The organism is Jatrophihabitans sp., assembly GCF_035474675.1.
In the GTDB taxonomy this organism is placed as follows: domain Bacteria; phylum Actinomycetota; class Actinomycetes; order Mycobacteriales; family Jatrophihabitantaceae; genus Jatrophihabitans_A.
The window spans coordinates 1-23407 of the sequence record NZ_DATINC010000118.1 but is presented as its reverse complement, the minus strand read 5'-3'; the positions used below and the strand labels follow the sequence as shown (position 1 = coordinate 23407).

Below are 23407 nucleotides of genomic sequence, written 5' to 3'. Positions count from 1 at the left end.
CCCGACGGGCGCTGCCAGCGAGCGGATCCGCCGCTTGCCGGTCGGTCCCGTAGAAGAAGACCAACGACACCAGGTCCTCGTCGGGGCGAACGTCTGCGGCGGAAGCACCTAGTCAGGGGATCCCGATCCGTAGGGCCGGGTGATCACCTCCAGCGCGTGCCCGTTCGGGTCGTCGAAATAAATACCTCGGCCCCCGTCGCGGGTGTTGATCCGTTGGGGGCCGTGGTGCCCCGGACCTGCCCAGAACGCAATGCCGTTCTCCTTGATCCGGGCGTAGATCTCGTCGAACTCCGCTTCGGTGACCAGGAACGCGTAGTGCTGGGAGGACACGGGGCCATCCGTGCTCAGGAAGTCGAGCTGGATGGCGTTGTCGAGCTCGACGGTGGTGAAAGGCGGGTGCTCCGCCGGAGCCGGCAGGCCCAGGAACTCCGCGAAGAATCCAGCGGTGGAGCGCTGGTCGCGAGCCCAGACGATGTGGTGATTCAGCTGGACGCTCATGGTCGTTGTTCCTCCTAGGCCTGCGTGGCGCACGGCGATTCCTTCGAACAGATGATCATTCTCGATTGTGGCAGCGCCGATGCGTCGGAGGCTGGAACTGGTTTGGCTAGGATCAGCAGTCCGTGGCTATGTCCGAACGGTGCGGGTAAACATGTTTAGGTCGAGGTTTGTCATAGTCAGTTCTTGACGTATCCATAATTCCTGTAAATCCCTTGTAATGCCAGAGACTCAGCTCCGCCGTGCTCGGCACGGTCAGCGGGCCTGCCACTGGTGACTGAAACGGAGATCCACCAATGTCCGATCCGAAGAATGGTGTCCTGGACCCGTGGGGAATGGCGTGGGTGCACCAGGTGTACCGACGCGAGTTCGGGCTGGCGCCGTCTCTGGTACGGAAGTCCGCCGCCGGTGACCGGGAGCGGGCGACGAGAGTTGCCGAGCACGTCACCGACATGGCGCTGTCACTGCAGGAACACCATGAGAACGAGGATTCGATCCTGTGGCCACGGCTGCTCGAGCGCACCGGGTCGGACTCGTCGGTGGTTCAGCGGATGGAGCAGGAGCACGAGGAGCTGCACAAGCTGCTGGTGCGGACCTTCGAGCTGGCAGACAGCTGGCGCGAGGATCCCACCGCGGAGAACGGGGACGCGCTGGCCAGCCACCTGGACCGGCTGTCGGCAGCCTCGAACGAGCACATGGCGGACGAGGAGGCCAACCTGATGCCGTTGGTCAGGCAGCACATCACCCAGCAGGAGTGGCTGGAGTTCGAGTCCCGGGGTGCTGAGTCGATACCGCCCGAGAAGGCGTTGATGTTCCTCGGTATGGGCCTGGAGGATGCCACTCCGCACGAGCGGGAGAAGTTCCTCGGTGTGCTGCCGCCGGAGGTCATCCAGATGTGGGAACAGACCGGAGCGCACGAGTACGAGCGACTGCGCTCGGAGCTGCTCGGCATGAGCTGAGCCGCTGTCCGGCTTCGATACGAACGGCTTGCACGCAACCCCTCGGCAGGCCGGTGCGCAATCGGCCGCATGCGATATGGACGTGCGCGATCGAGGCTGTCAAAACACAGGGCATCGCCACCATGTGCCGTTGCCCGGACTGAACAGTGAGAGAGGCAGATCAGTGGACGAGGACCTGACGAAGGAGTACCTCAACCGGATCGGGGCGACCCGGCCGGCACAGCCGGACCTTGACGGTCTGCGGCACCTGCAGGAACGCCAGATCATGACGGTGCCGTTCGAGAACATCGACTACCACCTCGACCGGCAGATCTTCATGACGGAAGAGGTCCTGACCAAGATCGTCCGTGAGCGTCGCGGTGGTGGCTGCTACGAGACGAATCCTGCCCTCGGCTACCTGTTGGAGTCGCTCGGCTATTCGGTCGCAATCCATCCCGGCCGGGTGTACTACCGCGACGGCCGGCTGAGCCCGCCACTGTGCCACCTGGTCCTGCGGGTGGATCTGGAGGAGCGCTGGCTGGTCGACACGGGTTTCGGGCGCAACAGCATGCACCCGCTGCGGTTCGACTCCCGGGAGCCGCAGGCCGACCCCAACGGCGAGTACCGGCTCGCCGACGCCGACGGTGGGATCGACCTCTACCTCAACGAGCGGCTGCTGTACCGGATCGACGACCGGACCGCGATCATCGACGACTTCCGGCCGACCTTGCAGTGGTACCGGACGGCGCCGGAGTCTCCCTTCATGCAGGACCTGTTCTGCTCGCTGCCCACTGAGACCGGGCGGGTCACTCTCAAGGGCCAGCAGCTGACGATCGCAGACGGCGACGGCAAGAGCGTCGAGGAGCTGACCGATGACCTGGCGGTACTGGCCGCGTACCGCAAGTACTTCGGCATCGAGCTCGAGCAGCCGCCTCGCGCGCCCGGCTCCGCCGACGCCGGCGTCCAGCTCTGATCGTGCCCGTCGTGCGCGGAGCTGACTCATGACCGGCCAGCACCCCCGGTCGGAGGGCGAGCTGGATCCAGAGCGGGCCGCCGCCCCGGCGCAGCTGCCCGAGCTGTTCATGCGGGCCTACAACGCGGGCGACCTGGCGAAGGTGAACCGGCTCTTCGAAACGGGTGCCGGAATGGCGCTGTCGCCGGAGGCCATGGTGTACGGGCCGGACCGGGTCGAGGCGATGCGAGCCTTCTACGAGCGGTACCAGCTGCCGATCGTCATCACCGTCCGGGCGGTACACGAGTGCGGCGACCTGGCCCTGGTGGTGGGCGACCACGTCATGGAGGGCAGGTGCCCGGACGGCGAGGTGGTCCGGGTGACCGGAACTGCCGCCGATGTCGCCCGGCGGGGTCCGGACGGGTACTGGCGCTATGTGATCGACAACCCCGGCATCCAGATCAACGGCTGATGCCGGACTTCATCCATACATGAAAGGGATTCCGTCGTGGTGACCGTGGCAGAGCCGATGCCGGAGCTGATCGCTGATCCGGCCCAGCGCCCTGATGACTATCTTTCCGCCGTACTACGCTGGCACTTCTCCGCCGACACCGGCTCGCCGTTCTGGCTGGCCCAGGCCGAGAAGCTCGACTTCGACCCGTTGACCGACATCGGCACCTTCGACGATCTGACGCGCTTCCCCAATGTCGCCAACGAGCTCCGGTCGGCCCGCGCGGAAGACCTGATTCCTCGGGGGTACGGGCCGAACCCCGAGGTGATCGGCGTGTTCGAGAGCGGCGGCACGACCGGCCAGCCCAAGCGGGTGGTGCTCCTGCGGGACTGGCTCGACCAGTTGATCGAGTGGAGCAGCGGGCAGCTCGACGAGCACGGCGTGCCCACCGGCGTGAACTGGCTCTGCGTCATACCGTCCGGCCCGCACATGGTGGGGGAGATCATCAAGCGCCAGGCGGCCTACCGCGGTGGCATGTCCTTTATGGTGGATCTCGACCCTCGCTGGGTGAAGCGGCTGATCGAGGCCGGAAAGTTCGACGAGGCCGGCGCCTACGCCGAGCACCTGGTCGAGCAGTTGCGCCATCTGCTGGCCAGCCAGGACATCGGCGTGCTGATGATCACCCCGCCGGTGCTGGAGCGGGTGGCCCGCGACGAACGACTGGTCGAACTGGTCAACGAGAAGGTGCGTGCGATCAACTGGGTCGGCACCCAGATGGACGTCGACACCCGAAGCCTCTACCGCACCGAGATCTTTCCCGAGGTGCGGCTCTACAGCGGGTACGGCAGCACGATGATCCTCGGCAACGCCAGCGAGCGGGTAGGCCTGACCGACGACGACCCGTGCATCTACGACCCGTACTCGCCGCACATGAGCTTCCGGGTGATCGATCCGGAGACCGGCGAGCAGGTGCCCTACGGAGAACGCGGCCAGGTGAGCATGACCCATGCCAGCAAGAGCTTCTTCCTGCCCAACAACCTGGAGCGCGACTACGCCACCCGGATCGCGCCACCACCCGGGCAGGTGGGGGATTCGGTGGCCGACATCGCTCCGGTGCTCGAGTTCGACGGCGAGACCGTGACCGAAGGTGTCTACTGATGGCCGAGGACCTCCTGCTGCTGGACGCGCTGGGGCCTCGCGGCAGTTACCGGGCCCGCAACCGGATGACCATCGTGGACCTGGCGGGCACGCCGGTCGCCGAGCTGAGCATCGTGCCGAAGCTGTTCGTCTCACGCGCGCTGGCCGCGCTGCACCGGGCGCCGGACCGGCCGATCGAGCACAAGCTCGCCCAGCTGGCCGAAGCGGGCCGGATCTTCGCAGAGGAGGAGATCCTGGGCCTGTCCCTGCGGCAGTACGAGAAGCTGGTGAGCAGGATCTCCGGCGTTCCGATCACGGTGGTGCGATCGGCAACCGCGGCGATCAGCGCGGCCGCGATCGCGGCCGGCAGCAGCGTCACCCAGGCGCGGCCGATCGGCGCGGTGGACGAGTGGCGGCATCCGGAGACCAAGCACGGCAGCGCGCTGTGGTGCCGCCGGGGAAATGTGTTCGCCGTCCATGCCGCGGGAAACCATCCCGGCCCACACGGCCTGTGGCTGGAGGCGCTCGCGCTGGGGTACCGGGTGGCGCTGCGCCCCTCCCGCCGGGAGCCGTTCACCCCGCACCGGGTGGTGACGGCGCTGCGGATGGCCGGATTCCGCGACGACGAGGTGGTGCTGCTGCCCACCGACCACGACGGTGCCGATGAGATGCTGCGGGGCGCCGACCTCGGCATGGTCTACGGCGGCGACGACGTGGTGCGCAAGTACTCGGCCAACACCGCGGTGCTGCCGCAGGGCCCGGGCCGGTCGAAGCTGCTGCTGACCGCCGATGTCGACTGGCGGGAGCACCTGGACACCATCGTCGACTCGATCAGCCACCAGGGTGGCGTCGCCTGCGTGAACGCCACGGCGGTGTTCGTCGAAGGTGACCCGGCACCGCTGGCGGCGGCGATCGCCGAGCGGCTGGCCGCGATCCCGACGTTGCCGCCGGAGGACGACCGAGCGGTGCTGCCGGTGCAACCGTTGGAGTCGGCGCGGGCCGTCGAGCGTTACCTGCAGGCCAGCGCCGCCGGTGCGACCGCCTGGCTCGGTGGCGACGGGATCGTCGACGAACTGGGCGACGGCAGCGCCGCCCTCCGGCCGGCGGTGTACCAGCTGGACCGTCCGGACGCCCGTCAGGCCGGCATCGAACTGCCCTTCCCGTGCGTCTGGGTGGCGCCCTGGTCGCCGGAGGCAGGCGTCGCACCGTTGCGCAACACCCTGGTGCTGACGGCCATCACCGGCGACGAGCCGCTGATCGACGCGCTGGTCGCGGAGCCGACGATCAGCAACGTCTACCTCGGCGATCACCCCACCTACTGGATGCGCCCGGGCGTTCCGCACGACAGCTACCTGGGTGAGTTTCTGATGCGTACCAAGACCGTCATCCGCGACTGAGTTCCCGGTCCTCGCGGCAGACCACAGCAGAGCTGACCAGTTCCGGCACGGTTCATCCGCCTACCTGATTGGAGGTTTTCATGTTGCTGGACAGCACGCGCTTGGAGCCTGCGCCTCGTGTCCATTCCCGACCGGCCCGCAACGCCGTGTTCGACCAAGTGGCTTCGACGCTCTTGCAGTCGTTGCCCCGGCGCGACCAGCGGGGCAAGGGCGCGGAATACCTCGCCGGCCTGTTGCAGACCACCGGCCGGAAGTCGGTTCGCAACATCGCCGCGACCTCGGCCAGCTCGGCGACCGAGCAGAGCCTGCATCACTTCATCAGCGACTCCACCTGGGACTGGCGACCGATGCGCCGAGCCCTCACCCGCTACGTCCTGGCCAGCATGCCGGTGCAGGCCTGGGTACTGCGGCCGATGACGATCGTCAAGGCCGGCTCCCACTCGGTGGGAGTCAGCCGTCGGTTCTGCGCCGAGGTGGGCCAGTCGCTCAACGTCCAGCAGTCGGTGGGCCTGTGGGCGGTGGGGCAGGACCTGAGCAGCCCGGTCAACTGGCGCCTGCATCTCACCTCGGCGTGGCTGCAGGACAACCGCCGGCGTCGGTCTGTCGAGATTCCGGACGACGAGCGGCTGGAGACGCTCGGCGAGTGCGCGGCCCGCACCTATCTCGATGCCAGGGCAGGGGTCGTGGGGTTCCCGACCCGGCCGGTGGTGTTCGACGCGCGGGACACCGATGTAGCCCCGGTACTCGACCTGCTCGGTGCTGCCGGCACCCCGTTCGTGCTTCGGATCCCGAACAGCTACCCGCTGAGTCCGGCCGACCCGGCGCTGCCCGGCCACCTCGGTGGCAGCCTCTCGGCCCAGGAGATCATGGCCGCCGCACGCGGCAACCGCTGCCCGGTCTATCTCCGCGACGCCGAGGGCAACCTCGACCAGACCTGGCTCGCCGGCATGGTCAGAGTGCGGCTGCCCCGCTCCGGCACGGTGCGAACCCCTCCTCGTGAGCTGATGCTGCTGGGTGCGGGACGGCTCGGCGGCAGCTGGCCGACCGAACTGTGGTTGACCGATCTGGTCGAGGCCGGACCGGCCCCCGTGCTGCAGCTGGCGGGCCTGCTCCGCCAGGTGGACCGGGACTTCGCCGAGATTGCCGACGAGGTCGGAATCCGCGACTACGCCGGGCGTTCCTTCAACGGCTGGCACCGGCACGCGACCCTCGCCTCCGCCGCACATGCCGTCGCCATGTTGACCGATCCGTCCCGGGACGCCGCGCGCTACGCCTCCTGACCGCGCGCCCGCCTCAGCAGGTCCGGGCGTCCAGCCGGCCGAACGGGCCGTCCACCGCGCGCAGCTCGGCGGCCAGCGCGTCGGCCCCGACCCCGGACTCGATCGCGTCCGCCAGGGCGGCGAACCGCTCGGCGTGCTGCCGGGCCCGCTGCCGGGCGTAGCCGGCGGCCGAGTCCCGGGTCACCATGAACGCCCAGTCGCTGGAGGACAGCAGGAACGCCTCGCGGACCAGCTGGTCGGCCGCCGCCGACCGGCCGGCATGCTCCGGGCGGCTGTCCAGCAGCGAGAACAGCCTTTTCTGCACGTGGGCGATCTCGTCGTTCAGCTCGGCCACCGCGTCGTTGTCCCACACCCGCCAGTCCTTGCCGGCCCCCCAGGACGAGGTGGGCAGCTCGATCCGGTCGGCGACCAGGCCGGCCTCGGCCGCCCCGCGCAGCGTGCTCAGCCGGACGCCGGCCTGCGGCAGCATCCGCAGCACGGCGTCGAGGAACTGCGGCCCCTCGTACCACCAGTGCCCGAACAGCTCGGTGTCGAACGCGGCCACCACCAGCGCCTCCCGGCCGTGCCGGTCGCGCAGCTCGGTCAGCCGGCGTACCACCGCGGCGACGAAGTCCCGGGCGTCGCGCAGCACCGCCGCGGCGGCCAGCCGCCGGTCCCAGGGCCGCTTGGCCTCGGACGGCACCGCGCCGCCGGTGACCCGGGCCGGCCGGAAACCCGAGGCGTGATCGAAAGTGTGGAAGTCCCGGTAGCTGCCGTCCCCGGGGTAGCCGGTGCGCGAGGACCAGACCCGGTAGGAGATGTCGAGGTCACGGGCGAAGGCCAGCACGTCGGAGTCCCCGACCGGACGGGCCAGGCCGGTGTCGCCGCGCACCGCCGGACCGTCCACCAGGAAGTGCGTCACCCCGTGCGCGGCGTAGAAGTCCTCCATGCCGGGGGCGTAGCCGCATTCCGGCGCCCAGATCCCGCCCGGCCGGCTGCCGAACCGCAGCCGGGCCTCAGCCAGCCCGGTGGCCAGCTGCGCGGCGGCGAACCGCTCGGTGAGCAGCGGCTGGAACGGATGGGTGGCCGGGCCCGACAGCAGCTCCAGCACGCCGGCCTCGGCCAGCGGCCGCAGCACCGCCGACAGCCCGCCGGTCAGCCACCGGCGCTGCAGGTCCTCCAGGCACGCCACCGCCTCCCGGCGCTCGTGCTCGGCCAGCGCCTCGAACCCGGGCCGGGCGGCCAGCTCCTCGGCGCGCAGCTGCCAGCGGCCGGCCCAGGAATGGATCTCGGCCAAGCAGTAGGGGTCGTCCAGCATCGCCGCCAGCACCGGGGTCACCCCGAGCGTGACGACGTCGGAGAAACCGTGCTCGGCCAGGCCCTCCAGCACGCGCAGCACCCGCCGCCAGGAGCCGGTGAAGGCCTGGTGCAGCCACTCCTCGCCGACCGGCCAGGTGCCGTTGTGCGCGACCCAGGGCAGGTGGGTGTGCAACACCAGGCTGAACCGGCCGACCGGGCTCACGGCCGCCTCGCCAGCAGGATCAGGTCCAGGCTGGCGTCCAGCCCGCCGAGGTCGTGCTGCCGGTCCGCGCCGACCTCGAAGTCGCGCCAGCCGACCGCGGCCACGTCGGCGGCCAGCTCCACCGGCCAGTCCGCCGGTGGGGTGGCCAGCTGGGCGGCCACCAGGCCGCCGTGCCGGCGGTCCAGCTCCACCAGCCGCGGCCCGGCGAACAGTCCGCGCACCGCCTGCACGGCAAAGCCGGCGCCGGCCACCAGCCGGCACAGCTCGGCCGCGGTGAACTCGTGGCTGTGGAAGGGATTGACCGGCCGGTCGGCACCGCAGGAGCCGGGGGAGAAGGTCAGCCGGTTCGGGGTGCTGAGCGCCAGCAGGCCGCCCGGCCGCAGCACCCGGGCGCACTCGGCGAGGAACTGCGGGTGGTCCCAGACGTGCTCGATCACCTGCAGCGAGACCACCGTGTCGAAGGCGCCGGCGGCCACCGGCAGCGCGGCCAGGTTGGCCCGGACGGCAGCCAACGCCGGGTACCGCCGGGCCAGGTGGGAGACGGCGGAGCCGTCGTAGTCCAGGGCCAGGACGCCCAGCACGCCGGGCGCCCGCTCGGCCAGCAACGATGCGCCGTACCCCTCGCCGGCGCCCACCTCGAGCAGCCGGGGACCGCCGACCTCGGCCAGCAGGTAGTGGTAGGCGGCCTGGTGCCGGCGGAACCAGTAGTTCTCGCTGGCGATCCCGGGCACCGTCCGCTCGCCGGTCAGCGCCAAGCCGGTCGAAGCCGAGTCGGCCGAAGCCCACCCGGTGGCGAGCGAACCCGTTGCCTCGATCGTCCCTGTCCTTCGCAGTCGGTGGGAACCCAGCTGTGGAATGGACCAGCCTAGGTGGCCGCTCCCTCGTCGCAGAACCGTAGCGGCGCTGCGACGGCCGTCCCACTCGTCGATTGCCCCATGCGGATGGGAGCCGGTTCCGGGCGGCGTGTAGAACAGTGCACGGGACACCCGCCGCACCCGGGCCGGGTCGCGGGTGACCGGAAACACGCCCCGGCTCCCGGTGCCTCATCTGCTACTGGTCGGTAACATAGCAGCCAAGCGCCGGTACCCCTCGCTGATCTCGAACCGACCGGCTGGACCGAACAGTAAGGACGATCCGAAGATGAACATCGTTGTCCTGATGAAGCAGGTGCCCGACACCTACGCCGAGCGCAAGCTCGACCCGGCCGACAACACCCTGGACCGGGCCGGCGCCGACGCCGTCATCAACGAGATCGACGAGTACGCCATCGAGGAGGGCCTGCGGCTCAAGGAGGCGCACGGCGGCGAGGTCACCATCCTGACGATGGGCCCGGAGCGGGCCACCGAGTCGATCCGCAAGGCGCTGTCGATGGGTGCCGACAAGGGCGTGCACGTGGTGGACGAGGCGCTGCACGGCTCGTGCGTGATCACCACCGCCAAGGTGCTGGCCAAGGCGCTGGGCACCCTGGACTACGACCTGGTGATCGGCGGCGTCGAGGCCACCGACTCCCGGCTGTCGGTGCTGCCGGCGCTGCTGGCCGAGGCCACCGGGCTGCCGCAGCTGACCGGGGCCCGCAAGGTCAGCGTGGAGGGCTCCGACGTCACCATCGAGCGGGTCACCGACACCGGCTACGACGTGGTGCGGGCCAGCACCCCGGCGGTGCTCAGCGTGGTGGAGAAGATCAACGACCCGCGCTACCCGTCCTTCAAAGGCATCATGGCCGCCAAGTCCAAGCCGGTCACCACGCTGGGCCTCGCCGACCTGGGACTGAGCGCCGACGAGGTGGGCCTGGCTGCCGCGACCAGCGCGGTGCGCTCCTTCGAGCCGGCGCCGCCGCGGGCCGCGGGCGTGGTGGTGAAGGACGACGGGAACGGCGGCGCCGCGATCGCCGAGTTCCTGGCCAGCAAGAAGCTCATCTGAGCCCGCCGACCCGACAACCGACCGACTAGACCGACCAGACCGACCAAGAGGAAATCACCCATGGCTGAGGTACTCGTCCTGATCGATTCGGCCAACGGCAAGCCGGCCAAGTCCGCGTCCGAGCTGCTCACCGCGGCCCGCTCGCTCGGGGAGCCGGCCGCCGTCGTGATCGGCGCTCCGGGCACCGCGGCGGCGCTGCGCGACCAGCTCGCCGAATACGGCGCGGCCAAGGTCTACGCGGCCGAGAGCGAGGACGTCGCGAACTACCTGGTGGCCCCGAAGGCCGAGATCCTGGCCCAGGTGGCCGGGCAGGCCAGCCCCGCGGCCATCCTGGTCGCCGCCACCCCGGAGAACAAGGAGGTGGCCGCCCGAGCCGCCTTCAAGATCGACTCCGGGTTCCTGGCGGACGCGGTCGGCCTGAACCCCGACGGCTCGGCCGTCCAGTCCATCTTCGGCGGCGCGGTCACCGTCAACTCGGCCGTGACCAAGGGCGTTCCGGTGATCAGCCTGCGGCCCAACTCGGTGGCCGCCGAGGCCGCGTCCGGTGCCGCCGAGCTGGTGACCGTCGAGGTGCAGCTGTCCGACAGCGCCAAAGCCGCCCAGGTGGTGGACCGGGTCACCGAGGCCAAGGGCTCGCGTCCCTCGCTGCAGGACGCCTCGGTGATCGTCTCCGGCGGTCGCGGGGTCGGCTCGGCCGACAACTTCTCGGTGGTGGAGCAGGTCGCCGACTCCCTCGGCGCGGCGGTCGGCGCGTCCCGGGCGGCCACCGACGCCGGCTGGGTGCCGCACCAGATGCAGGTCGGCCAGACCGGCGTCACGGTCTCGCCGCAGCTCTACGTGGCGCTCGGCATCTCCGGGGCGATCCAGCACCGGGCCGGCATGCAGACCTCGAAGACGATCGTGGCGGTCAACAAGGATCCCGAGGCGCCGATCTTCGAGCTGGCCGACTTCGGCGTGGTGGGCGACCTGTTCAACGTGGCCCCGCAGCTGGCCGAAGAAGTCAGTAAGCGCAAGGGATAACTCCCGCTACACTGGGCCCAGTGACGGTACGCGCTGAGCCCAGGGCACCAGGCGGCCGCGCCGGCACCATCTTCTCGCCGGCCTACCGGGTCACCACGCTCGGCATCCTCATCCTGATGACGATCATCGCCTTCGAGGCGCTGGCCGTCGCGACCGCGCTGCCCACCGCGGCGCGCAGCCTGCACGGGCTGGCCTCCTACGGCTGGGCCTTCACCGGCTTCCTGGTGACCAGCGTGGTCGGCATGGTGGTCTCGGGCATGTACTCCGACCTGCACGGCGCCCGCCGGCCGCTGCTGGCCGGCCTGCTGCTGTTCGTCGCCGGCCTGCTGGTAGGCAGTGCCGCGAACACGATGCTGGTGCTGGTGGCCGCCCGGTTCGTGCAGGGCCTGGCGGTCGGACTGCTGATCACCGCCATGTACGTGGTGATGGGTGAGGTCTACGACGACCTGCTGCGGCCCCGGATCTTCGCCGCGCTCGCCGGCGCCTGGGTGATTCCCGGCCTGGTCGGCCCGATGCTGGCCGGCTGGATCACCGAGCAGCTGTCCTGGCGCTGGGTGTTCGGCGGGCTGAGCCCGTTCGTGGCGCTCGGCGGCCTGCTGATCCTGCCGTCGCTGCGCCAGCTGCGCGGCTCGGTCACCACCGGCCGGATCGACCACCGGCGGGTCGGCTACGCGCTGCTGACCGCGGTCGGGGTGGCCGGGGTGGCCAACCTGGGCGAGCACCTGGACCTGCTCGGCGCGGCCGGCGCGGCAGTCGGGCTGGTGGCGATGCTGGCCGGGCTGCGCCGGCTGCTGCCCGCCGGCACCGCGCGGTTCGCCTCCGGAGTGCCGGCCGCCATCGCGTTCCGCGGCGTGCTGGCCGGGGTGTTCGTCGGGATGGAGGTCATCGTCCCGCTGACCCTGACGGTGCAGCTGCACTACTCGCCGACCATGGCCGGCACGCCGCTGATGCTCTCGGCACTCAGCTGGGCGGCCGCCTCGACGATCCAGAGCCGGTTGCCGCACCCGAACCGGGCCCGGCTGGTCGCCCTCGGGCTGGTGCTGATGGCCGTCGGCGGGGTCGGCATGGCGCTGGTCGCGCTGCGCACCGTGCCGGGCGCGGTGGCCTTCGCGCTGTGGCCGTTCGCCGGCTTCGGCGCCGGTTTCGCGATCACCAGCGCCAGTGTGGTGATGCTGGAGTGCACCACCGACGCCCAGCGCGGTTCGGACTCGGCCGCGCTGCAGCTGGCCGACTCCTCGGTCAGCGCCATCTCGGCGGCGTTCGCCGGGGCGTTCGTCGCGCTCGCGGCGCACGGCCGGATCGGCTACGGAACCGGCTTCGCGGTGGTGTTCGTGGCCATGGCGGGCCTGGCGGCGGTGGCGATCGGCCGGGCCTCCCGGCTCACCGGCGCGGCTGTCCGCCGGCCGGCCGACGGCGCGCCGGTGAGTCCCGCCGTCCCGGGCGTGACCGGCACCGGCCCGGCCACCGGCGCCGACCGGCCGCTGTCCCGCTCGGTCGAGTGCAGCTGGCCCGGCTCAGTAAGCTCGTAACCGATGCCCTACCTCGATCACGCCGCCACCACTCCGATGCTCCCGGAGGTGATCGACGCGGTCTCCGCGTCGATGCGCGCCTCGGCCACCGGGGTCGCGGGCAACCCGTCGTCGGTGCACACCTCCGGCCGGCAGGCGCGCCGGATCATCGAGGAGTCCCGGGAGCGGCTGGCGGCAGCACTGGACGCCCGGCCGTCCGAGGTGATCTTCACCTCCGGCGGCACCGAGGCCGACAACCTGGCCGTCAAGGGCATCTACGCCGCCCGCCGGGCCGCCGATCCCGCCCGCCGCCGGCTGCTGGTCAGCGCGGTCGAGCACCACGCGGTGCTGGACTCGGCCGACTACCTGGCCGAGCACTCCGACGCCGAGCTGGTGCTGCTGCCGGTGGACTCCGACGGGGTGGTGCAGCCCGAGACGCTGGCCGCCGCACTCGCCGACGACCCGGACACGGTGGCGCTGGTCAGCGTGATGTGGGCCAACAACGAGGTCGGCAGCATCTCCCCGATCCGGGAGCTGGCCGAGATCGCGCACGGCTACGGCATTCCGTTCCACACCGACGCGGTGCAGGCGGTCGGCGTTCCGGGCATGTCGTTCGCCGAGTCCGGCGTGGACGCGATGACGGTCACCGCGCACAAGATCGGCGGGCCGGTCGGCGTCGGGGCACTGCTGCTGGGCCGCGGGATGGACTGCATCCCGGTGCTGCACGGCGGCGGCCAGGAACGCGACGTCCGCTCGGGCACCCTGGACACCCCCGGCGCGGTCGGCTTCGCGCTGGCCGCCGAGATCGCGGTACGCGGCCGGGACGAGCTGGCGCCCCGGCTGGCCCGGCTGCGCGACCAGCTGATCGACGGCGTCCGGCGGGCGGTGCCGGACGCGGTGCTCAACGGCCACCCGGTGCACCGGCTGCCGGGCAACGCCCACCTGTCCTTTCCCGGCTGCGAGGGCGACTCGCTGCTGATGCTGCTGGACGCCCGGGGCATCGAGTGCTCGACCGGCTCGGCCTGCTCGGCCGGGGTGGCCCAGCCCTCGCATGTGCTGCTGGCGATGGGCACCGACTCCCAGCGGGCCCGTGGGGCACTGCGGCTGTCGCTGGGCCACACCTCCACCGCCTCCGACGTGCAGGCCGTCGTCGAGGCGATCGGGCCGGTGGTGGAGCGGGCCCGCCGGGCCAGCGCCGCCGTCGGGGTGGCCGCGGCCACCGGGCGCAGCGCATGAAGGTGCTGGCCGCGATGAGCGGCGGAGTGGACTCGGCGGTCGCCGCCGCCCGGGCGGTCGCGGCCGGCTGGGACGTGACCGGCGTGCACCTGGCGCTGTCCCGCCAGCCTGCCACCCTGCGCACCGGCTCGCGGGGCTGCTGCTCGCTGGAGGACTCCCACGACGCCCGGCGCACCGCCGACATCCTGAGCATCCCGTTCTACGTCTGGGACTTCGCCGAGCGCTTCGCCGCTGACGTGATCGACGACTTCGTCTCGGAGTACCAGGCCGGCCGGACGCCCAACCCGTGCCTGCGCTGCAACGAGAAGATCAAGTTCGCCGCGCTGCTGGACCGGGCGCTGGCGCTCGGCTTCGACGCGGTGGTCACCGGCCACCACGCCCGGCTGGTCGACGGCCGGCTGTACCGGTCGGTGGACGCGGCCAAGGACCAGTCCTACGTGCTCGCGGTGCTGACTCCCGGGCAGCTGGCGCACGCGGTGTTCCCGCTGGGCGACTCGACCAAGGACCAGGTGCGCGCCGAGGCGGCCCGGCTGGGACTGGCGGTGGCCAGCAAGCCGGACTCGCACGACATCTGCTTCATCGCCGACGGCGACACCCAGGGCTTCCTGGCCCGCCGGCTGGGCGAGCGGCCCGGCGACATCGTCGACACCGACGGCACGGTGCTCGGCAGCCACGCCGGCACCCACGGCTTCACCGTAGGCCAGCGCCGGGGGCTGAACCTGACCCGGCCGAGCGCCACCGGCGAGCCCCGCTATGTGCTGTCGATCTCGCCGAAGACCAACACCGTGGTGGTGGGCGGTGCGGCAGACCTGCAGGTCGGGCTGGTCCGGTGCGGCCGGCCGGTCTGGATCGCCGAGCCGCCGTCCCAGCCGTTCGACTGCCAGGTGCAGCTGCGCGCGCACGGCATGGTGTCGGCGGCCCGGATCGCCGCCGACGATGCCGGGCTGCGTGCCGTGCTCGGCGAACCCCAGCGCGGGGTGGCCGCCGGCCAGGCGCTGGTGATGTACGACGGCGACCGGGTGCTCGGCTCGGCCACCATCCTGGGCACCGAGCGGCCCGCCGGCGCCGGGGCTCAGCCGGCCGCGGTCGGCACCGGATGAGCTTTCCCTGGCCACCCGGCGCGGCGACCGGCATCGGCTCGCTGCCCGGCACCGACCCGGACGAGGCGGTCCGGCTGGTGCTCGGCGAGGCCGGCGAGCTGCCCTACCTGCCGGAGCTGCCCGGCCGCGGCTTCGGCGCTGACATGATCGCCCGTACCGGGTCGTTGCTGGTGGACTTCCCGCTGGAGTGGCAGCCGCACGGCTGGACCGTCGCCGGCCGCCCCGGCCGGGACCTGGCCCGGGCCCGCGACCACCTGCGGCGCGACCTGGACGCCGTCACCGAGCAGGCCCAGGGGGTGCCGCTGCTGAAGGTGTCGGTGTGCGGCCCGCTGACCCTGGGCGCCTCCCTGGAACTGCCCAACCTGCACAAGGTGCTGACCGACCACGGCGCATTCCGCGACCTGACGGGGTCGCTGGTCGAGGGCACCCGGACCCTGCTGGCCGACCTCGGCGGCCGGCTGCCCGGCACCGCGATCGTGCTCCAGGTGGACGAGCCGGGCCTGCCGCAGGTGCTGGCCGGCGAGGTGCCGACGCCGTCCGGCTACGGCACCGTCCGGTCGCTGCCCCGCTCGGTGGCCCAGCCGGCGCTCGCCGAGCTGCTGGAGCTGGCCGCCCCCGGCCACCGGGTGGTGCACTGCTGCGCCGCCCGGGTGCCCTACGACCTGCTGGCCGGTGCCGGCGCGTCGGCGGTGTCGGTGGACGCGAGCCTGCTGACCGACGCTTCCCTGGACGCGCTCGGCGAGCTGGTCGAGGCCGGCGTCTCGCTGTGGCTGGGGGTCTTTCCCGGCACCGACACCCCGATCTCGGCAGCCGAGGCCCGGGAGCGGATCGGCCGGCTGTGGGCCAAGCTGGGCTTCGGGGCGGACCGGCTGGCCGGCGCGGTGGTCCCGACCCCGGCGTGTGGCCTGGCCGGGGCCTCGCTGCCGTACGCCCGCCGGGTGATGGCGCAGCTGCGCGAGGTCGGCGCGGCGCTGCGCGACGGGCTGGAGTAGCTGGCACCGGGCTGGACTAGCCGGAACCGGCTGGAGCAGCCGGTCAGCCGAGCGTGCTGGTGACCGAGCCGTCGGCGGCCAGTCGTACCGACAGCGGCCGGCCGGCGAAGCGCAGCCCGGTCACCGACAGCTCGCCCAGCGGCGGCCGGCCGGCCGGGCCGAGCAGCGGCCGGAACTCCAGCGAGCCCGCCGGGGCGTCCGGCCGAGGCCCGAGCAGCGCCGAGACGATCGCCATCGCCGAGGCGGCCGACCAGGCCTGCGGCCGGCAGGACGCCGGGTAGGGCAGCGGGCGCCGGCCGGGCTCGGCACGGTGGCCGCCGTGCAGCTCCGGCATCCGGTAGTCGAAGCCGGCAGCGGCGGCCAGCAGCCCCTCGATCAGGACGGTTGCCGGGCCGGCGCTGCCGGCAGCCGCCAGGCCGGTGACGGCGATCGCGGTGTCGTGTGCCCACACCGACCCGTTGTGGTAGCTCAGCGGATTGAAGCGGGCCGCCGAGCTTGCCAGGGTGCGCAGCCCGAAGCCGGCGGACAGCTCCGGCGAGTCCAGCCGGGCGGCGACCAGGCCCTCCTCCGCCGCGCTCAGCAGCCCGGTGCCCAGCAGATGGCCCATGTTCGAGGCGACCGAGTCCACCGGCTCGCCGTGCCCGTCCAGGGCCAGCGCCGGGTAGCCGCCCCGCTGGTCGGCCAGCCAGAACCGCTGCCGGAACCGCTCGGCGAGCTTGGCCGCCCAGGCCCGCCAGCGCTCTGCGCCGGGGCGGCCGAACGCCTCCAGGAGGGCGGCGCCCGCCATCGCCGCCGCGTAGCCGTAGGCCTGCACCTCACTCAGGGCCACCGGCGGGTCGGCAAGCCGGCCGTCGGCGAAGGAGACCGAGTCGGCCGAGTCCTTCCAGCCCTGGTTGGAAAGGCCGTGCCCGGAACGATCGACGTAGCTGAGGAAGCCGTTGCCATCGGTGCCGTAGTCGGCCAGCCACGCCAGCGCCCGCTCCAGGTTGGGCAGCAGCTCTTCGACCTCCAGCCCGGGCAGCCCCCACCGCCAGCTGTCGTGCAGCAGCAGGATCCACAGCGGGGTGGCGTCCACCGTGCCGTAGTAGGTGGCCGGCAGCCGCAACGGCCGGCCCAGCTGGTGGCCCTCGTGGTGCTCGGTCTCGACGGCGCGGATCTCGTGCAGGATCTTGCCGGGCTCCTCGGCGGATTCCGGATCGACCCGGCTGCCCTGCCGGCGGGCCAGGGTGCGCAGCGTGCCGCCGGCCAGCTCGGTGCCCAGCGGCAGCAGCATCCGGGCCGCGAGCAGGCAGTCCCGGCCGAACAGGGTCAGGTACCAGGGCGCGCCGGCGGCCAGGAAGTGGTCCCGCGGTTCCTGCGGATCGGCCAGTTCCAGCGCCGCGAGGTCGGCCACCGACCGCGCCAGGAAGCCGGCCAGCCGCGGGTCGTCCGCTCGGACCGCCGGCACCGCCAGCCGGGACGGGCCGACCGGCGCGAGCACCACCGGGGCCGCCGGGCCGGTCGCGGAATAGCTCAGCTCGACGGTGACGCTGTCGCCGGGTCCGAGGTCGACGTCCCAGCCGAGCCGGGCCGGCGCGGTGCTGACCTCGGCCGGGGCCGGGGTTGCCACCGCGGTGACCTCGGTGCCGTCCGGGCCGGTCCAGCGCAGCCCGTCCGGCCGCTCGGCGGGCACCAGTTCGGCGGGGGGCAGGCCAGCCTTGACGGCGGCCATGCCGGCCAGGTCGCAGCCCAGCTCCAGGGTGAGCCGGGCCCGGACCGGCTCGCGCGCCGCCGAGCGGACCGTGATCGATTCGGCTACGCCGTCGGCAGCGGCGGCCCGGCGCCGTTCGACGGTCACGGTGGGATCGGCTCCCGGATCTCCCAGGCCGCGGGCCACCGACACGCTCCGGCTGGCACCGGCGCCGTCCAGCTCACCGGAGATCGGGGCCGGCTCGGCGCCGGCGACCTGCAGCACCGACCGGGACAGGATGCGCCGGTCGGCCAGGTAGCCGCCCTGCACGCCGCCGTCGCGCAGCTGGCCGTCCCGGCCGGTGAGCACCAGCGCCGGCGCGCGCACGCAGGCCAGCAGGTCGTGCAGGTACGGCTGCTGGTGCGGGGCGTCGGTCATCTTCGATCGGCTTCCTGGTCGGGTCGCGGCAGGGTGGTGCCGGTAGGCCTCCCACCCTGCCAGGGCCGGCGGCGACCGCGGCGCCGGGTCTGGCAGAACTGTCGGTGCCGCGTCTGGAAGAACTGTCGGTGCCGGGCGGTAACTTGATGCCGTGACCACAGCCGACCAGCACCCGGGCAGCGCCGACGCCGAGCCGACCGGCCCAGTGGCCGGGACCGAGCCGGCGGCCGAAGCCCCGGCCGAGGCCAAGCAGCGCCATGCCGAGCTTTCCGAGCAGCTGAACGACGCCGCCTACCGCTACTACATCGCCAACGCGCCGACCCTGTCGGACGCCGACTACGACCGGCGGATGCGCGAGCTGGAGCGCCTGGAGGACGAGTACCCCGCGCTGCGCACGCCGGACTCGCCCACCCAGCGGGTGGCCGGCGACTACTCCTCGCAGTTCGCGCCGGTCAACCACCTGGAACGGATGCTCTCGCTGGACAACGCCTTCACCGCCGAGGAACTGGACGCCTGGCTGGTCCGGGTGGAGCGCGAGGTCACCGCGCCGCGGTTCCTGTGCGAGCTCAAGGTCGACGGGCTGGCGATCAGCCTGGTCTACGAGCGCGGCCGGCTGGTGCGCGGCGCCACCCGGGGCGACGGCCGGACCGGGGAGGACGTGACCGGCAACGTCCGCACCATCGCCGCGATCCCGGACCGGCTGACCGGCACGGAGGTTCCCGACGTCATCGAGGTGCGCGGCGAGGTGTACTTCCCGCTCACCGAGTTCGCGAACCTGAACGCCAAGCTGGTCGCCGAGGGCAAGGCGCCCTACGCCAACCCGCGCAACACCGCGTCCGGGTCGCTGCGCCAGAAGGACCCGCGGATCACCGCCGCCCGCAAGCTCGAGATGGTGGTGCACGGGGTGGGGCACGTCGAGGGCGGCCCGAAGGTGGACAGCCAGTCCGGGTGGTACGACTACCTGCGCCAGTGGGGGCTGCCCACCTCGCCGCGCGCCAAGGTGGTCTCCTCGATGACCGAGGTGCGGGAGTTCATCGACCACTACGGCGAGCACCGCCACGACGTCGAGCACGAGATCGACGGGGTGGTGGTCAAGGTCGACTCGCTGGCGATGCAGCGCCAGCTGGGCTCCACCAGCCGGGCGCCGCGCTGGGCGATCGCCTTCAAGTACCCGCCCGAAGAGGTCAACACCAAGCTGCTCGACATCCAGGTCAACGTCGGGCGCACCGGCCGGGTGACCCCGTTCGGCGTGATGGAACCGGTCTTCGTGGCCGGCTCCACCGTCGAGATGGCCACCCTGCACAACGCCAGCGAGGTGGCCCGCAAGGGCGTGCTGATCGGCGACACCGTGGTGCTGCGCAAGGCCGGCGACGTCATCCCCGAGATCCTCGGCCCGGTGGTGGCGCTGCGCGACGGCTCGGAACGCGAGTTCGTGATGCCCACCCACTGCCCCGAGTGCGGCACCGAGCTGCGGCCGCAGAAGGAGGGCGACGCCGACATCCGCTGCCCCAACCAGCGGTCCTGCCCGGCCCAGCTGCGGGAGCGGCTGTTCCACGTCGCCGGCCGGGGCGCCTTCGACGTCGAGGCGCTCGGCTACGAGGGTGCGGTCGCGCTGCTCAAGGCCGGCCTGGTGAGCGACGAGGGCGACGTGTTCTCCCTGACCGCCGAGGACCTGGCCCGGTCGGAGTTCTTCCGGCGCAAGGACGGCGAGCTTGCCGCCAACGCCCGCAAGTTGCTGGAGAACCTGGAGGCGGCCAAGACCCAGCCGCTGTGGCGGGTGCTGGTGGCGCTGTCGATCCGGCACGTCGGCCCGACCGCGGCCCAGGTGCTGGCCAGGGAGTTCGGCTCGATCGACGCGATCGCCAGGGCCACCCCCGAGGAGCTGGCCGCCGCCGAGGGGGTCGGCATGACCATCGCCGAGTCGATCCGGGAGTGGTTCTCGGTCGACTGGCACCAGGAGATCGTCAAGAAATGGGCCGCGGCCGGCGTCCGGCTGGAGGAGGAGCGGGTCGTCGACGACAGCCCGAAGCCACTGGCCGGGCTGGCGGTGGTGGTGACTGGCTCGCTGGAGCGCTACAGCCGCGACGAGGCGGCCGCCGCGATCGCCAGCCGGGGCGGCAAGGCGGCAAGCGGGGTCTCGAAGAAGACCGCGTTCGTGGTGGTGGGCGACACCCCGGGCAGCAAGTACGCCAAGGCGGTCGAGCTGAAGGTGCCGATCCTGGACGAGGACGGCTTCACCGTGCTGCTGGAGCAGGGCCCGGAGGCCGCCACCGCGGTGGCCCGGATCGGGGAGGAGTGACCAGCCGGTAGCGAACGAGCGCTCGCCCGGGTACTGCCGGCGTCAGGCCGGGTGCGGGTCGAGCACGGTCGCCGCGATCGAGGCCAGGTGCGAGAGCCGGATGATCTCGCTGGCCAGCCAGCGCAGCGCCGGCCGGCCGACCAGGATGGCCCGCCGGCCGAGCGGCACCACGGCCAGCTCGGTGTCCAGGCTGGCCCATTCCGCGGGCGCCCAGGCCTGGTCGGCGTCCAGCGGCCGGGCCGGGTGCGGCGGCCACCACGGGGTGGCCAGCGTGCCGATCTCGGGGGCGGCGGAGCTGCGGGCGATCACCGTGGCGGGGCTGCCCTCGACCTCCGGGGCCTGCAGCACCAGTGCCCAGCCGGCCCGGAACAGCCGGCAGACCCCGTCGGCGAGCACGCCGGGGGCCTCCGTGCCGCTGACCGCCAGCTTCTCCAGCAGCTCCAGCTCGCGGAACGGGTCGATCACCCCGGCGTAGGACCGGATCGACTCGACCCGGACGCCCGGCACGCTGGCGGCGGCGCTCACCATCGAGTCCGGCAGCTTGCCCGGCGCCAGCTCGACCACCAGGTCGTCGGTCGCCTGGCCGGCCGAGCGTTCCACGATGTCGACGCTGAGGATGTCGGCGCCGGCGTGGCCCAGCGCTGACGCGACCGCACCGAGCGCACCCGGGCGGTCGGGCAGGACCACGCGTATCAGGAAGGACACCCGCCCAGTGTGCCGTGGCTTCATGTCGCCGGTGTTACGCGCGCCGGGCCAGCACACCCCCAGCACCGGAGAAGGGCCCGGAGAAAGAACCGGAGTAAAGAGCCGGAGCACCCACGGGCCGGATCGAGGCCGGTGCGGCGGAGCCCTAAACTCTCCAGTTGTGCCTGACGATCGATCTCCCCTGACCCGCGACGAAGTGGCGCACCTGGCCCGGCTGGCCCGGCTGGCGGTGACCGAGGACGAGCTGGACCTGTTCGCCGGCCAGCTGGACGTCATCCTCGGCTCGGTGGCGCGCATCGGCGACGTGGCCGCCGCCGACATCGAGCCCACCACTCACGCGGTGCCGTTGCAGAACGTCTCCCGACCGGACGAGGTCCAGCCGTCGCTGCCGCGCGAGCAGGTACTGGCCGGCGCCCCCGCGGTGGAGGACGACCGGTTCCGGGTGCCGCAGATCCTCGGAGAGGAGGAGTAGTGGCCGAGCTGATCGAGCTGGACGCGGCCGAGACCGCTGCCCGGATCGCCGCCGGGGACGTCAGCGCGACCGAGGTCGCCCAGGCCCACCTGGACCGGATCGCCTCCTCCGACGCCGACATCCGGGCGTTCCTGCACGTCGACACCGAGGGTGCGCTGGCGGCCGCCGGCGCGGTGGACGAACGCCGCCGGTCCGGTGAGCCGCTCGGCCCGCTGGCCGGCGTGCCGCTGGCCATGAAGGACGTGGTGGTGACCCGCGGGCTGCCGACCACCTCCGGGTCGAAGATCCTGCAGGGCTGGGTGCCGCCCTACGACGCGACCATCACCCGCCGGGTCCGCGAGGCCGGCATCGTGATGCTCGGCAAGACCAACATGGACGAATTCGCGATGGGCTCGTCCACCGAGAACTCCGCCTACCAGGTGACCCGCAACCCGTGGGACCTGTCCCGGGTGCCGGGCGGCTCGTCCGGCGGCTCGTCGGCGGCGGTGGCGGCCTTCCAGGCGCCGCTGGCGATCGGCACCGACACCGGCGGCTCGATCCGGCAGCCGGCCGCGGTCACCGGGATCGTCGGGCACAAGCCGACCTACGGCGCGGTCAGCCGGTACGGCCTGATCGCCTTCTCCTCCTCCCTCGACCAGGCGGGCCCGTTCGCCCGGACGGTCACCGACGCCGCGCTGCTGCACCAGGTGCTGGCCGGCCACGACCCGCTGGACTCCACCTCCATCCCCACGCCGGGGCCGGACGTGGTCGCCGCCGTCCGCGAGGGTGCCGGCAGTGACCTGTCCGGCGTCCGGGTCGGCATCGTCACCGAGCTGACCGGCGTCGGCGGCGGCTACCAGCAGGGCGTGCTCGCCGCGTTCCGGGATGCGGTGAACATCCTGGAATCGCTCGGCGCCGAGGTCGTCGAGGTGTCCTGCCCGCACTTCGACTATGCGCTGGCCGCCTACTACCTGATCGCGCCCAGCGAGGCTTCGTCCAACCTGGCCCGCTTCGACGCGGTCCGCTACGGCCTGCGGGCCGGCGACGACGGCAGCCGCTCGCTGGAGGAGGTCATGTCGCTGACCCGGGAGCAGGGCTTCGGGCCTGAGGTGAAGCGCCGCATCATGATCGGCACCTATGCGCTCTCCTCGGGCTACTACGACGCCTACTACGGCCAGGCGCAGAAGGTCCGGACGCTGATCGCCGACGACTTCCGCCGGGCGTTCTCGCAGGCCGACGTGCTGGTCTCGCCGACCTCGCCGTTCGTGGCGTTCGGGGTGGGGGAGCGGGTCGCCGACCCGATGGCGATGTACGTCAACGACCTGTGCACGCTGCCGGCCTCGCTGGCCGGCACCCCGGCGATCTCGGTGCCGTGCGGGCTGTCCGACGAAACCGGCCCGGCGCTGCCGGTCGGCCTGCAGATCATGGCCCCGGCGATGGCCGACGACCGCTGCTTCCGGGTGGCCGCCACCTTCGAGGCCGCCTACGTCGCACGCAACGGCCAGATCCTGGCCGGCCTGTCCCGGGCGGGCTCGGTCGGCGCCGGCACGGACGGAGCAACCCGATGACCCAGACCCCGCAGGCCACTGAAAGCACTGCCTACGACGACGTGCTCACCCGCTACCAGCCGGTGTTCGGCCTGGAGACCCACGTGGAGCTGGGCACCGCGTCGAAGATGTTCTGCGGCTGCGCCACCACCTTCGGCGCCGAGCCGAACACCCAGACCTGCCCGGTGTGCCTGGGGCTGCCGGGCGCGCTGCCGGTCGTCAACACCGCCGCGATCGAGTACACCATCAAGATCGGCCTGGCGCTGAACTGCTCGATCGCCTCGTGGTGCCGGTTCGCCCGCAAGAACTACTTCTACCCGGACATGCCGAAGAACTACCAGATCTCGCAGTACGACGAGCCGCTGTGCACC

Annotated in this window: 20 protein-coding genes and 1 pseudogene; 16 read left to right on the top strand and 5 right to left on the bottom strand. The window is 72.3% G+C overall.

The window, feature by feature from the left end:
* Positions 1–108: 108 nt before the first annotated feature.
* The gene (locus VLJ82_RS14250; protein WP_408664024.1) at positions 109–498 is read right to left on the bottom strand and encodes a VOC family protein; all 390 of its coding nucleotides are present in this window, start codon (positions 496–498) and stop codon (positions 109–111) included.
* Between the two features lie 293 nt (positions 499–791).
* On the opposite strand from VLJ82_RS14250, the gene VLJ82_RS14245 reads away from it, so the two are divergent.
* From VLJ82_RS14245 to VLJ82_RS14220, 6 genes are all read left to right on the top strand, one after another.
* The gene (locus VLJ82_RS14245) at positions 792–1454 is read left to right on the top strand and encodes a hemerythrin domain-containing protein (protein WP_408664023.1); all 663 of its coding nucleotides are present in this window, start codon (positions 792–794) and stop codon (positions 1452–1454) included.
* A gap of 163 nt (positions 1455–1617) precedes the next feature.
* Positions 1618–2406: an arylamine N-acetyltransferase family protein gene (locus tag VLJ82_RS14240; RefSeq protein WP_408664022.1), complete on the top strand. Its 789-nt coding sequence runs from the start codon at positions 1618–1620 to the stop codon at positions 2404–2406.
* Between the two features lie 28 nt (positions 2407–2434).
* Complete coding sequence (locus VLJ82_RS14235) at positions 2435–2857, top strand: YybH family protein (protein WP_408664021.1); 423 nt, start codon at positions 2435–2437, stop codon at positions 2855–2857.
* Between the two features lie 39 nt (positions 2858–2896).
* On the top strand, positions 2897–3994 hold the full coding sequence (locus tag VLJ82_RS14230; protein ID WP_408664051.1) for a phenazine antibiotic biosynthesis protein: 1098 nt from the start codon (positions 2897–2899) through the stop codon (positions 3992–3994).
* The gene (locus tag VLJ82_RS14225; protein WP_408664020.1) at positions 3994–5370 is read left to right on the top strand and encodes an aldehyde dehydrogenase family protein; all 1377 of its coding nucleotides are present in this window, start codon (positions 3994–3996) and stop codon (positions 5368–5370) included. The genes VLJ82_RS14230 and VLJ82_RS14225 overlap by 1 nt, the downstream gene beginning before the upstream one ends.
* 80 nt (positions 5371–5450) lie before the next feature.
* Positions 5451–6650 (top strand): IS701 family transposase, encoded by a 1200-nt coding sequence (locus VLJ82_RS14220; protein ID WP_422653728.1) that lies wholly within the window; start codon positions 5451–5453, stop codon positions 6648–6650.
* Positions 6651–6663: 13 nt separating this feature from the next.
* Here the strand turns inward: VLJ82_RS14220 and VLJ82_RS14215 are convergent, their stop codons facing one another.
* On the bottom strand, positions 6664–8151 hold the full coding sequence (locus tag VLJ82_RS14215) for a 1,4-alpha-glucan branching protein domain-containing protein (RefSeq protein WP_408664018.1): 1488 nt from the start codon (positions 8149–8151) through the stop codon (positions 6664–6666).
* Positions 8148–8906, bottom strand: a complete 759-nt coding sequence (locus VLJ82_RS14210) for a class I SAM-dependent methyltransferase (protein WP_408664017.1) — start codon at positions 8904–8906, stop codon at positions 8148–8150. Before VLJ82_RS14210 ends, VLJ82_RS14215 begins: the two co-directional genes overlap by 4 nt.
* 385 nt (positions 8907–9291) lie before the next feature.
* On the opposite strand from VLJ82_RS14210, the gene VLJ82_RS14205 reads away from it, so the two are divergent.
* From VLJ82_RS14205 to VLJ82_RS14180, 6 genes are read left to right on the top strand one after another with little or no spacing between them, the layout of a single operon-like run.
* The gene (locus VLJ82_RS14205) at positions 9292–10071 is read left to right on the top strand and encodes an electron transfer flavoprotein subunit beta/FixA family protein (RefSeq protein ID WP_408664016.1); all 780 of its coding nucleotides are present in this window, start codon (positions 9292–9294) and stop codon (positions 10069–10071) included.
* Between the two features lie 60 nt (positions 10072–10131).
* Positions 10132–11091 carry an electron transfer flavoprotein subunit alpha/FixB family protein gene (locus VLJ82_RS14200; protein WP_408664015.1) on the top strand — a complete coding sequence of 320 codons (960 nt, stop codon included), beginning with the start codon at positions 10132–10134 and terminating at the stop codon, positions 11089–11091.
* A gap of 20 nt (positions 11092–11111) precedes the next feature.
* Positions 11112–12620, top strand: coding sequence for an MFS transporter (locus VLJ82_RS14195; RefSeq protein WP_408664014.1), 1509 nt, complete (start codon positions 11112–11114; stop codon positions 12618–12620).
* Positions 12621–12623: 3 nt separating this feature from the next.
* Positions 12624–13835, top strand: a complete 1212-nt coding sequence (locus VLJ82_RS14190) for a cysteine desulfurase family protein (RefSeq protein ID WP_408664013.1) — start codon at positions 12624–12626, stop codon at positions 13833–13835.
* On the top strand, positions 13832–14935 hold the full coding sequence (gene mnmA, locus VLJ82_RS14185; RefSeq protein WP_408664012.1) for a tRNA 2-thiouridine(34) synthase MnmA: 1104 nt from the start codon (positions 13832–13834) through the stop codon (positions 14933–14935). The genes VLJ82_RS14190 and mnmA overlap by 4 nt, the downstream gene beginning before the upstream one ends.
* Complete coding sequence (locus VLJ82_RS14180; protein ID WP_408664011.1) at positions 14932–15927, top strand: methionine synthase; 996 nt, start codon at positions 14932–14934, stop codon at positions 15925–15927. The genes mnmA and VLJ82_RS14180 overlap by 4 nt, the downstream gene beginning before the upstream one ends.
* Positions 15928–15970: 43 nt before the next feature.
* Here VLJ82_RS14180 and VLJ82_RS14175 read toward each other — a convergent pair whose 3' ends face one another.
* Positions 15971–18034: a glycogen debranching N-terminal domain-containing protein gene (locus tag VLJ82_RS14175; RefSeq protein ID WP_408664010.1), complete on the bottom strand. Its 2064-nt coding sequence runs from the start codon at positions 18032–18034 to the stop codon at positions 15971–15973.
* Positions 18035–18185: 151 nt separating this feature from the next.
* Here VLJ82_RS14175 and ligA point away from each other — a divergent pair, with 151 nt between their 5' ends.
* Positions 18186–20333 (top strand): NAD-dependent DNA ligase LigA, encoded by a 2148-nt coding sequence (gene ligA / locus VLJ82_RS14170; protein WP_408664009.1) that lies wholly within the window; start codon positions 18186–18188, stop codon positions 20331–20333.
* 42 nt (positions 20334–20375) lie between these two features.
* Here the strand turns inward: ligA and VLJ82_RS14165 are convergent, their stop codons facing one another.
* Positions 20376–21038 (bottom strand): ACT domain-containing protein, encoded by a 663-nt coding sequence (locus tag VLJ82_RS14165; protein ID WP_408664008.1) that lies wholly within the window; start codon positions 21036–21038, stop codon positions 20376–20378.
* A 160-nt stretch (positions 21039–21198) separates the two neighbouring features.
* On the opposite strand from VLJ82_RS14165, the gene gatC reads away from it, so the two are divergent.
* The 3 genes and pseudogenes from gatC to VLJ82_RS14150 all read left to right on the top strand — a co-directional run.
* On the top strand, positions 21199–21510 hold the full coding sequence (gene gatC / locus VLJ82_RS14160; RefSeq protein ID WP_408664007.1) for an Asp-tRNA(Asn)/Glu-tRNA(Gln) amidotransferase subunit GatC: 312 nt from the start codon (positions 21199–21201) through the stop codon (positions 21508–21510).
* A complete protein-coding gene (gene gatA / locus VLJ82_RS14155; RefSeq protein ID WP_408664006.1) occupies positions 21510–23057 on the top strand; it encodes an Asp-tRNA(Asn)/Glu-tRNA(Gln) amidotransferase subunit GatA in 1548 nt (515 codons plus the stop codon). The genes gatC and gatA overlap by 1 nt, the downstream gene beginning before the upstream one ends.
* Positions 23054–23407, top strand: a pseudogene (locus VLJ82_RS14150) (Asp-tRNA(Asn)/Glu-tRNA(Gln) amidotransferase GatCAB subunit B); the annotation flags it as partial. The gene gatA and the pseudogene VLJ82_RS14150, both read left to right, overlap by 4 nt.

Bases quoted from the DNA above. Each gene is read 5' to 3' on its own strand.
- VLJ82_RS14250 (WP_408664024.1), bottom strand. From the start codon at position 498: ATGAGCGTCCAGCTGAATCACCACATCGTCTGGGCTCGCGACCAGCGC.
- VLJ82_RS14245 (WP_408664023.1), top strand. From the start codon at position 792: ATGTCCGATCCGAAGAATGGTGTCCTGGACCCGTGGGGAATGGCGTGG.
- VLJ82_RS14235 (WP_408664021.1), top strand. From the start codon at position 2,435: ATGACCGGCCAGCACCCCCGGTCGGAGGGCGAGCTGGATCCAGAGCGG.
- VLJ82_RS14225 (WP_408664020.1), top strand. From the start codon at position 3,994: ATGGCCGAGGACCTCCTGCTGCTGGACGCGCTGGGGCCTCGCGGCAGT.
- VLJ82_RS14220 (WP_422653728.1), top strand. From the start codon at position 5,451: ATGTTGCTGGACAGCACGCGCTTGGAGCCTGCGCCTCGTGTCCATTCC.
- VLJ82_RS14205 (WP_408664016.1), top strand. From the start codon at position 9,292: ATGAACATCGTTGTCCTGATGAAGCAGGTGCCCGACACCTACGCCGAG.
- VLJ82_RS14200 (WP_408664015.1), top strand. From the start codon at position 10,132: ATGGCTGAGGTACTCGTCCTGATCGATTCGGCCAACGGCAAGCCGGCC.
- VLJ82_RS14190 (WP_408664013.1), top strand. From the start codon at position 12,624: ATGCCCTACCTCGATCACGCCGCCACCACTCCGATGCTCCCGGAGGTG.
- mnmA (WP_408664012.1), top strand. From the start codon at position 13,832: ATGAAGGTGCTGGCCGCGATGAGCGGCGGAGTGGACTCGGCGGTCGCC.
- VLJ82_RS14180 (WP_408664011.1), top strand. From the start codon at position 14,932: ATGAGCTTTCCCTGGCCACCCGGCGCGGCGACCGGCATCGGCTCGCTG.
- VLJ82_RS14175 (WP_408664010.1), bottom strand. From the start codon at position 18,034: ATGACCGACGCCCCGCACCAGCAGCCGTACCTGCACGACCTGCTGGCC.